Annotated in this window: 8 protein-coding genes and 2 pseudogenes; 3 read left to right on the top strand and 7 right to left on the bottom strand. The window is 70.6% G+C overall.

Annotated elements, in window-relative coordinates; all coding sequences use genetic code 11:
• Positions 1-196: 196 nt before the first annotated feature.
• Both A6A40_RS31725 and A6A40_RS31720 read left to right on the top strand, forming a co-directional pair.
• Positions 197-1,597, top strand: a pseudogene (locus tag A6A40_RS31725) (cache domain-containing protein); the annotation flags it as partial.
• A 12-nt stretch (positions 1,598-1,609) separates the two neighbouring features.
• Positions 1,610-2,365 (top strand): response regulator, encoded by a 756-nt coding sequence (locus tag A6A40_RS31720; RefSeq protein WP_236784012.1) that lies wholly within the window; start codon positions 1,610-1,612, stop codon positions 2,363-2,365.
• 30 nt (positions 2,366-2,395) lie between these two features.
• Here A6A40_RS31720 and A6A40_RS24255 read toward each other — a convergent pair whose 3' ends face one another.
• The 6 genes and pseudogenes from A6A40_RS24255 to A6A40_RS24235 form a co-directional block, all read right to left on the bottom strand.
• Positions 2,396-3,628: a D-alanyl-D-alanine carboxypeptidase family protein gene (locus A6A40_RS24255; RefSeq protein ID WP_108548438.1), complete on the bottom strand. Its 1,233-nt coding sequence runs from the start codon at positions 3,626-3,628 to the stop codon at positions 2,396-2,398.
• Between the two features lie 117 nt (positions 3,629-3,745).
• Positions 3,746-4,480 carry a PAS domain S-box protein gene (locus A6A40_RS24250; protein ID WP_108548437.1) on the bottom strand — a complete coding sequence of 245 codons (735 nt, stop codon included), beginning with the start codon at positions 4,478-4,480 and terminating at the stop codon, positions 3,746-3,748.
• Between the two features lie 285 nt (positions 4,481-4,765).
• Positions 4,766-4,904: pseudogene (locus tag A6A40_RS31715) on the bottom strand (translation initiation factor IF-3); the annotation flags it as partial.
• A gap of 1 nt (position 4,905) precedes the next feature.
• A partial coding sequence (infC, locus tag A6A40_RS24245) for a translation initiation factor IF-3 (RefSeq protein WP_257792305.1) occupies positions 4,906-5,281 on the bottom strand: 376 nt, incomplete at its 3' end.
• A 55-nt stretch (positions 5,282-5,336) separates the two neighbouring features.
• Positions 5,337-5,561 carry a hypothetical protein gene (locus A6A40_RS24240; protein ID WP_108548436.1) on the bottom strand — a complete coding sequence of 75 codons (225 nt, stop codon included), beginning with the start codon at positions 5,559-5,561 and terminating at the stop codon, positions 5,337-5,339.
• A gap of 440 nt (positions 5,562-6,001) precedes the next feature.
• Positions 6,002-6,868: a hypothetical protein gene (locus A6A40_RS24235; protein ID WP_108548435.1), complete on the bottom strand. Its 867-nt coding sequence runs from the start codon at positions 6,866-6,868 to the stop codon at positions 6,002-6,004.
• Between the two features lie 182 nt (positions 6,869-7,050).
• On the opposite strand from A6A40_RS24235, the gene A6A40_RS24230 reads away from it, so the two are divergent.
• Positions 7,051-8,415 carry a nucleotide sugar dehydrogenase gene (locus A6A40_RS24230; protein WP_108548434.1) on the top strand — a complete coding sequence of 455 codons (1,365 nt, stop codon included), beginning with the start codon at positions 7,051-7,053 and terminating at the stop codon, positions 8,413-8,415.
• Between the two features lie 70 nt (positions 8,416-8,485).
• Here the strand turns inward: A6A40_RS24230 and A6A40_RS24225 are convergent, their stop codons facing one another.
• Positions 8,486-9,172: a DUF2076 domain-containing protein gene (locus tag A6A40_RS24225; protein WP_236784005.1), complete on the bottom strand. Its 687-nt coding sequence runs from the start codon at positions 9,170-9,172 to the stop codon at positions 8,486-8,488.
• Between the last annotated feature and the right edge of the window lie 49 nt (positions 9,173-9,221).

The following is a 9,221-nucleotide window of genomic DNA, read 5'->3' as shown; positions in this document are numbered from 1 at the left end:
GAGAACAGCCCTTTTTCCGCGTCCTGATAGGGGTGTTTATAGTCGGTCTTATACAGTGTCGAAACCTTCCGTATCTCCGGCGGGTGGGTGCCACAGGGCCGGCACAGGGGGAACGGAGCGCCATGGCGACGGTTGCGGAAACAGGACGGGGCAGGGGTGCGGAAGCGGCGGTGACGGCGAACCGGACACGGGCGTCATGCTGCGGCTTCTGAGGACCAACCGTCCGCTCCAGCGGATCGTGGCGCTCGGCGGCATGGTGCTGACGGCGCTGTTCGGCGGCACCGCGGTGATCCTGGACCGGCTGCATGACGAGACGGTGGCGGAGGCCACGCTGGGCCTGCGCACGCTCAACGCCTCGCTGGCCGAACAGGCGGCGCGCACCCTCGACGGGATCGTCCTGACCGTCGACGGGGTCGCCGAGCAGATTCCCGCGGAAAGCCGGCGCAGCCCCGAGGCCTTCAAGCGGCTGCGGGCGGACCGGCAGGTCTACGAGATCCTGAAGGCCAAGGCGTCCGGCCTGCCGCAGATGGAGGCGCTGAGCCTGATCGCCGCCGACGGCGGCCTGATCAACTTCACCCGCCAGTTCCCGGCCCCGGCGCTCGACCTGTCGCAGCGCGACTATTTCCGCGCGCTCAAGGAGGAGGATCCCGGCCGGGTCTATGTCAGCCGGCCGGCGAAGAGCCTGGCCACCGGGGAATGGACGCTCTACATCGCCCGCCGCGTCAACGGCCCGGACGGCGGCCTGGCGGGTCTGGTGGTCGGCGCCATCCGGCTGTCCTATTTCGAGGAGTTCTACCGCAACCTGCATGTCACGCCGGGCAGCGGCTTCAGCCTGTGGTGGCGCGACGGCATGCTGCTGGCGCGCTTCCCGGCGGTGCCGGACAAGGTCGGGACCATCGCCACCAACCCCGAGGTCGCCGAACGGATCGCCCGCCAGGAGTCCGGCACCCACGCGTCCTCACGCTCGCTCGACGGCAAGGACCGCATCCTGTCCTTCCAGGTGCTGCGCAATTATCCCCTGGTGGTCGGGGTCAGCCGGACACGCACGGAGATCCTGGCCCGCTGGCAGAGCCAGGCGATGGTCATCGCCGCCGCCGGGCTGGTCAGCGCAATGGCGCTCGCCCTGATGCTGTGGGCGATGGCGCGCCAGTTCCTCGCCTACGAGACCGCCAACCGCGCGCTCAGCGAACGCCGGCAGGCGGTGCAGGCCCGCGACGAGGCGGAGGAGCATGTCCGCCAGTTGCAGAAGATGGAGGCGCTGGGCCAGTTGACCGGCGGGGTTGCCCACGACTTCAACAACCTGCTGCAGGCGGTCCGCTCCGCCCTGCATCTGCTGGAGGCCGGCGGCGAGGTCCGGAGGACGGACACCCGCCAGGCGCTGCAGGTCGCAGGCCAGGCGGTCGATCGCGGCGCCACCCTGACCCAGCATCTGCTGGCCTTCGCCCGCCGCCAGCGGCTGGCCCCGACGGCGGTCGACCTCGGCGCCCAGGTGGCGGGGATGGCGACGCTGCTGGAACGCACGCTGGGCGGCGCCATCCGCATCCGCATCGACCGGGACGCCGCCGTTCCGCCCGCCGTTCCGCCGGCCCTGGTCGATNCCCGCGACGCCATGCCGAACGGCGGCACCCTGACCATCGCCGTCACCAGCCTGTCGGTGAAGGGCAGGGAAGCGGACGGCAAAAACGAGGGGATTTCCCCCGCTCTGGCGCCCGGCGGCTATGTCGCCGTGACCGTGCGCGACAGCGGGACCGGCATGCCGCCGGACGTGCTGGCACGGGCCTGCGAGCCCTTCTTCACCACCAAGCCGGTGGGGCAGGGCAGCGGGCTGGGGCTGAGCATGGTGCATGGCCTGACCGCCCAGTCAGGCGGCGGCATGCGGCTGGAAAGCCATCCCGGTCTGGGCACCGCCGTCACCCTGTACCTGCCCCATGCGCCGGTTCATTCTCCGGCCCATCCAGGGGCCGGAACGCCCGCCGATGCCGCCGCCCCTCCGCTCCTGCCCGCCGGCGGCGCCCGCATCCTGCTGGTGGAGGACGACGCCCTGGTCCGCATGGCGAACGCCGCGGTGCTGGCCGAGGCAGGCATGACGGTGACCGAGGCGGCCACCGGCGAGGAAGCCCTGGCCCTGCTGGAGGCGGATGACGGGATCGGCATCCTGGTCACCGACTTCGCCATGCCCGGCATGACGGGGGCCGACCTGGCCCGCCTTGCCCGCCATCACCGCCGCGACCTGCCGGTCCTGATCGTCACCGGCTATGCCGAAAAGGCGGAACTGCAGGAATTGGCCGCCGAGCCCGGCATCCGCATCCTGTCCAAGCCCATCCCGCCCCCGGCGCTGATCGGACACATCACCGCGGCGCTGTAGGGGCGGCGCCGTAGGGGAGGGAGGATCCGATCAGCGCCCCTGCACCGCGAAGCAGCCATGGCCGGCTGCCTTCAGGGCGGCGCAGGCGGCGTCGGCGTTCGTGGCGGGGAAGCCGGCCAGCCGGGCCTTGTAGAGGCCGCCGGACCGGACGATCTCGGGGCTGGCGCCGGCGGCGAGCGCGCCCAAACGCCTGGCGGTGTCGCCGGCGCTGCGCGCCGCGGCGGCACGGCTGGCGAAGGCGCCGACCTGGATGGACCAGGAGCCGGCAGGAGACATGGCGGAAGCCGGTTTGGCGGAGGGCGCGGCGATGCTCACCGCCGTGTTGCGTTCGGCGGCCGACGAGCTTTTCCTGGTGATCACCAGATCCGGGGTGGCGGGCGCCGGCCTGGCCGGGCTGGTCGGGCGCTTGAAGCCGATGTCCAGCAGGTCGGCGACTTGGGTGTCGCGGGTGGCGGCGCTGTGGCCGCCCATCACCACGGCGATCAGGCGGCGGCCGTCCCGCACGGCCGAGGCGGCGAGGTTGAATCCGGACGCGGCGATGTAGCCGGTCTTGATGCCGTCCATGCCGGGATAGCGCGCCATCAGGCGGTTGTGGCCATGGACCGTCGTGCCCTGCCAATCGAAGCTGCGGCGCTGGAAATAGGCATAATGGCCGGCATGGCGGCGGATCAGCGCGCGGGACAGGATCGCCATGTCGCGCGCCGTCGTGCGCTGCAGCCGGTCGGGCAGGCCCGACGCATTGCGGAACACCGTGCGGCGCATGCCGAGCGCGCGGGCACGCGCCGTCATCTTGTTGGCGAAGGCCGCTTCGCTGCCGCCCAGCGCCTCCGCCAGCACCACCGCGGCGTCGTTGGCCGAGCGGGTGACCAGGGCCAGGATCGCCTGCTCCACCGTGATGGTGCCGCCGGGCGCCAGCCACAACCGCGACGGCGGCATCGCGGCGGCATGCTGCGACACCACCAGCCGCTGGTCCGGCCGCAGCGTGCCGCGGTCCAGCGCCTCGAAGGTCAGCATCAGCGTCATCATCTTGGTCAGCGACGCCGGGTAGGTCAGGGTGTCGGCATTGCGCGCCCGCAGGATCTTGCCGCTGCCCGCCTCCATCAGGATCTCCGCCGCCACCGGCGCCCAGCCCGCCTTGCGGCTGCCCTTGGCCCAGGCGGGCTGCGAAACCAGCAGGGCCGAAACCAGAAGGACAGCGGCCAGCAGGACCGCAAAGGCGGTCAGGGAGAGCAGCAGCGTCGAAGCACGGGCGAGCAGGGGCATCGTCTCAGGTCCGGCGGTTGGCGCAGCCCCGCTGCGGCACGGGCGCTGTCGGCTTTGTGGTTTCCCCATGGGGTGAAGCGGGCGGGCGGAGAGGGCGGGGCTGTCCTGCGGCGGGCGTCACCGGCCGGACAGCATGGAGCCTACCATGGCACGGAAGGCGGCGACCGCCACCGGCTTGACCAGCACCCGCCTGTTGCGGCCCAGCCCGTCGGCACCGTCGCCGGGCCGGTCATCCAAGGCCTGGAAGGCATAGCCGGTCAGGAACAGCACCTTCAAATCCGGGGCGTGCGCCTGCGCCATCTCCGCCAGCTGGCGGCCGTTCAGGCCGGGCAGCCCGACATCGGTCACTAGAAGGTCCACCGCTTCGGCTCCGGTCAGCTGGCCGACCGCCTCCATCTTCTGCGCCTGGGCCAGGGCCTCGCGCGCCTCGTCCAGCGCCTGCTGGGTCTTGCGGCGTTCGGTGAGGTCGCGAGTGACCTTGGCGAAGCCCAGCAGCGTGCCGGTCTCGTCGCGGATGGGCCGGATCACCACGCTGGCCCAGAAGCGGGCACCGTCCTTGCGCACGCGCCAACCCTCCGCCTCGAACCGGCCCTCGGCCAGGGCGGTGGCGAGCGCGCGCTGCGGCACTCCGGCGGCGCGGTCCTCGTTCGTATAGAAATTGGAGAAATGCCGGCCGATGATCTCATCGACGGCATAGCCCTTGAAGCGCGCGGCCCCGGAATTCCAGCTGCTGACGATCCCGTTCGGATCGAGCAGGTAGATCGCGTAGTCGCCCACGCTGTCGACCAGCAGCTGGAACCGCCGTTCACCGGAGATGGGCTCCCTGGCGGACGTGGCGTGTTCAACCTTCATACCAACGACTTTCCGGAACACGGGGGGAAGAGGGGACAAGGCCACCGATGATCCGCGGTCGATGCTGGCAGGGTCAATAACCCAATGCGAATAGTCAGGTATTATTCCGCCGCATCATGCGGAATATTCTGAAAATAGCCTGCGGGAGATCCGAAGGGGATTTTCAATCGCCGGGACCGGGACCGGCCGAAAAGGGTCCGGCGACGGGGAAAGAGGCGAAGGGAAAGAAAGGGCGGGGCGGCGGACCGCCCCGCATGGTCCCTTTGGCAAGGACCGGACCCGCGCTCAGCGCGGGGCCAGCACCATGACCATCATGCGGCCTTCGACCCGGGGCATCTGCTCGACCTTGGCGATGTCCTGGAGCTGGTCGCGCACGCGGACGAGCACGTTCAGACCGAGATCCTGGTGCGCCATCTCGCGCCCGNTGACCTTGTCGCCTTCCTCGATGAAGCGGATGGCGGAGCGCATCTTCACGTCGTAATCGTGATCGTCGATGTTCGGCCGAAGTTTGATTTCCTTCAGCTCGATGATCTTCTGCTTCTTCCGCGCCTCGTTGGCCTTCTTCTGCTCCTCGAAGCGGAACTTGCCGTAATCGAGGATCTTGCAGACGGGCGGATCCGCCTGGGGCGCCACTTCGACGAGGTCGAGGTCGGCATCCGCGGCGGCTTCCAGCGCTTGGCGGAGCGGCACCACGCCGACCATCTCGCCGTCGGCGCCGACAAGGCGGACCATACGGGCGGTGATTTCACGGTTGAGGCGCGGGCCTTCGCGGACGGGGTCCGCGTCGTAGAGCTTGGCTATGGTGATCTCCTGCGGCTGTGGAGGGGTACAAAGGAACGAGCCCGGGCCGAGAGTCTCAGCCCAGGATGTCGAGCACAATCTGCCGCAGTTCGCCCCGGGTCAAGCCGGACGGCTCCGGATTGGAGCGGAAATCCGACTTTTTGCCGTCTGCTGCGGCAAAGTGGCCGGCAGAGGAGTGGGTGGAACGGCGGGTGGCGGCCAGATGGGCCGGCACAAGCGCGGGCTGGGAAGCGAAGTGGCCGGTGGAATGGAAAGCGGTCGACAGGATCGGGGTCGTCATGAAAATCCTCCAGGCCGGATGGGCGGACCGATGGACTCGGGGCCGGCCGGCTCTTCGTGAGTGTGGCGTCTTGAAACGGGAGCCATTGCGGCGGACACCGCCCGGCAAGGCTCCGATAAGCGGGACCGGCCCCGGAACGGGCATGCCCCCAAAAGACCGGCGTTCCCCGAGGAAAGCTCCCCCTCGATGAACCGGAGGGGTCAGGGAAGCGCACCGCGAATGCGGTGTCGGCCATGTCTTCAGATGGGGGCCGGGGCGGGTTCTTTCAAGCTGATCCGCCCATCCCCTCCTTTTGCCTCTCCGTCCGGCTGCTGACCTGCAGGGAACGCGCGAGCGGCCTCATGGTTTCGTCCCCACCGGTCCATCGCGACGGATGGCCGGAAGGAGGACGGCGATGCGGTGGACGCCATCAAGCCGCTGCCGCATCCGGGCAAGGCGGCTTAACCTCCCACCCCGCGCATGAGCCGCAGATAATCGAGCACGCGGGCGGTGCGCCAGTCGGGATCGGCCCAGCAGCCGGCTTCCCGCGCGCGGCGGCAGACGGCCACCGCCTCCAGCCGGGGCTGGCCGGTCAGCGGGCGCAGGTCGGCGGGGATGGCGGCGAGGCAGGCGGCGGCGAGGTCGGCGGGCGGGGCGGGGCCGGCCTCCAGCCAGCGTTCGGCATCCTGGAAGCGGTCGCGGCACATCAGGGCGATCATGTAGTCGCAGGCCGATTGCAGGCCGGGCGCCAGCCGGCCGGGGCTGACCGACAGGATCGGCAGCAGAGGCGCCAGGGTCGGCGCCAGGTGGTTGGCGTAGAGCGTCGCCCCCCAATAGCGCTCCGCCGTCTGCCGGAAATGGTCGAGGTCGCACACCGGCACCAGGCCGGACGCCTCGATGGGCAGGATCTCCACCTTCGGCTTGGTGACCACCACCGTGTCGTTCGACACGTCGACATAGAGCGCCCCGATCTGGAGCGCGTTCTGGAAATACTGCGCGCGCAGGACGCCCCAGACGCTCTGCAGCACGCCGCCCTCCTCGATGAAGGCGCGCAGCGCGCGTTCCACCGGACCGGCCGGCTGGGCCAGACGCTGCGACAGACGGGCGAAGAGGTCGCGGGTGATCTCCTCGCAGCGGCCATAAGGGTAGGGCTTGCCGCCGGCCGGCGGCAGGCCGGCGAGCGCCCGGTCGCTCTCCTCGCGGAGAGCCATGAAGTAATCGTAGAGCTCCTCCGGATCGCCGCCCAGATGGCGGGCGGTCAGCGCCGCCTGGCGGGCGTCCACCGGCGCGATCTGCTGGGGCAGGAGAGGCGGAGAGTGCGGAGTCATGGCGGGCGGGGTCCGGAGTTTCCCTGGAAACTGGCACCCTTCGCGGTCCCGGCGCCAGAGTTTCCGATCCCCGGCACCCACACGGAACGGGTTGCGCAAAGCCGTGCCGGCCGTCACACATTCGGCTGCCGCAGGCGGGATGCCCGTCCGGGCGGCCCAGTCCTTTCGAACGGAACGGCACGATGACCACAGCGGACACTGCACAGGCACCCGACATCCAGTCCCTGGAAAGCGCCTATCGCGGCCGCAACGCGCGGGTGGCGGTGATCGGGCTCGGCTATGTCGGGCTGCCGCTGGCCCTGGCGCTGACCGGGGCCGGCTTCGCGGTCACCGGTTTCGACATCGACCCGGCCAAGGCGGCGGCGCTGAACGGCGGGCGCTCCTACATCCGGCAGATCGGCGACGGGCGCGTGGCGGAAGCGGTGGCGACCGGGCGGTTCCGGGCGACGACCGACGCGGACCAGTTCGCCGCCTGCGACGCGGTGATCGTCTGCGTCCCCACCCCGCTGTCGCCGCAGCGCGAGCCGGATCTGAGCTTCGTCGAGGCCTCCACCCGGCTGATCCGCGACCGGCTGCGCCGCGGCCAGCTGGTGGTGCTGGAATCGACCACCTGGCCCGGCACCACCGACGAGGTGATGCGGCCGATTCTGGAGGAAACCGGGCTGGTGAGCGGGCGCGACTTCTTCCTGGCCTATTCGCCCGAGCGCGAGGACCCCGGCAACATCGCCTTCACCACCAGCACCATCCCCAAGGTGGTCGGCGGCGACGACGAGGGGGCACGGCGGCTGGCGGTGGCGCTCTACGAACAGGTGGTGCCGCAGGTGGTCCCCGTCTCCGGCACGCGGGCGGCGGAGGCGACCAAGCTGACCGAGAACATCTTCCGCTCGGTCAACATCGCCCTGGTGAACGAGCTGAAGATCGTCTTCGAGCCGATGGGCATCGACATCTGGGAGGTGATCGAGGCGGCGAAGACCAAGCCCTTCGGCTTCATGCCCTTCTATCCCGGCCCCGGCCTGGGCGGCCACTGCATCCCGATCGACCCCTTCTACCTGACCTGGAAGGCGCGCGAGCACCAGATCTCCACCCGCTTCATCGAGCTGGCGGGAGAGGTCAACACGATGATGCCGCGCCATGTGGTCGACCGCCTCGCCCTGGCGCTCGACCGCCGCGCCGGCATCGGGCTCAGCCGGGCGCGCCTCCTGCTGGTCGGCATGGCCTACAAGAAGAACGTCGACGACAGCCGGGAATCGCCGGGGCTGCGGCTGATGGAGATGCTGCTGGAGCGCGGGGCGGCGGTCGAGTACCACGACCCCTTCATCCCGGTGCTGCCGGTCACCCGCGAGCATGCGGCGCTCGCCGGCCGGACCTCGATCGCCTGGGGGCCGGAGACGCTGGCGGGGTTCGACGCGGCGGTGATCGTCACCGACCATGACGGCATCGACTATCGGAGCCTCGCCATCCATTGCCCGCTGGTGGTCGACACCCGCAACGCGATGCGGGCCGTGGAGGGCATCGAGGGCTTCGCCGACCGCATCGTGAAGGCCTGAAGAGACCGGACGCCTGAAGAAAGCCTGGCCGCGGGAGGAGGGCNGCGGTCATCATCAATGACCGCTGGTATTAGAGTTCCTCTTCGCCGCCGAAATCGCCCCAGCCGCTGTCCTCGACCGCCTGGGTGGCTTGGTCGGTGGCGGCAGTCGCCGCGTCGGTGGCGGCGGTCGCGGCCTCAGCCGCCACCGCCTCGCCGCCGGAGAACATGCCGGACAGCGCGCTGCCGATCAGCATGCCGCCGGCGACACCGGCCGCCGTCTGCATGGCGCCGGCCATGAAGCCGCCGCCGGCCCGCGGCTGCTGGGCATAGCCGGCGACGCGCGGATCGCCATAGGCGGGGGCGGCGGGAGAAGCCGGCGGACGGCCCCAGGGCGAGCCGGCCGGCATCGCGGCGGCAGCCGGGGCAGCAGCCGGATAGGAGGGCTGCGGGGCGGGACGGCTGCTGCCGCCGAACAGGCTGCCGAACAGACCGCCTCCGCCGGATTGGGCCGGGGCGGCGGCAGCGGCGGGACGTTCCCGCAGCTGCCGCTCCAGCTCCTCGTTGCGGCCCTGGGAGGCGGCGAGCGCCTGCTCCATCATCACGATGGCCTGCGCCATCAGGTAGGGGGCGGCCGGCTGGCGGGCGATCCGCTCGCGGATCAGCGCCTCGGCCTCGGGATCGCGCGGGCCGGATTGCGCCTCGGCCTGATGCAGCTTGGCGAACAAGTCGTCGATGATCTGGCGTTCGGTGTGGTCCATGGCGATGCTCGTCTTCATGAAGAGGTTGTGGAAGAGGTCCCGCTCCCGGCGCCGACTGCCCGAAGCG

The organism is Azospirillum humicireducens (assembly GCF_001639105.2).
GTDB lineage: Bacteria > Pseudomonadota > Alphaproteobacteria > Azospirillales > Azospirillaceae > Azospirillum > Azospirillum humicireducens.
Note: the sequence above shows the minus strand (reverse complement) of the source record. Positions and strands in the feature narration are given on the sequence as shown.

What these genes read in the sequence shown, in the direction of transcription:
- A6A40_RS24240 (WP_108548436.1), bottom strand. Translation starts at nt 5,561, where the DNA reads ATGACGACCCCGATCCTGTCGACCGCTTTCCATTCCACCGGCCACTTC.
- A6A40_RS24250 (WP_108548437.1), bottom strand. Translation starts at nt 4,480, where the DNA reads ATGAAGGTTGAACACGCCACGTCCGCCAGGGAGCCCATCTCCGGTGAA.
- A6A40_RS24230 (WP_108548434.1), top strand. Translation starts at nt 7,051, where the DNA reads ATGACCACAGCGGACACTGCACAGGCACCCGACATCCAGTCCCTGGAA.
- A6A40_RS31720 (WP_236784012.1), top strand. Translation starts at nt 1,610, where the DNA reads ATGCCGAACGGCGGCACCCTGACCATCGCCGTCACCAGCCTGTCGGTG.
- A6A40_RS24225 (WP_236784005.1), bottom strand. Translation starts at nt 9,172, where the DNA reads ATGAAGACGAGCATCGCCATGGACCACACCGAACGCCAGATCATCGAC.
- A6A40_RS24235 (WP_108548435.1), bottom strand. Translation starts at nt 6,868, where the DNA reads ATGACTCCGCACTCTCCGCCTCTCCTGCCCCAGCAGATCGCGCCGGTG.
- A6A40_RS24255 (WP_108548438.1), bottom strand. Translation starts at nt 3,628, where the DNA reads ATGCCCCTGCTCGCCCGTGCTTCGACGCTGCTGCTCTCCCTGACCGCC.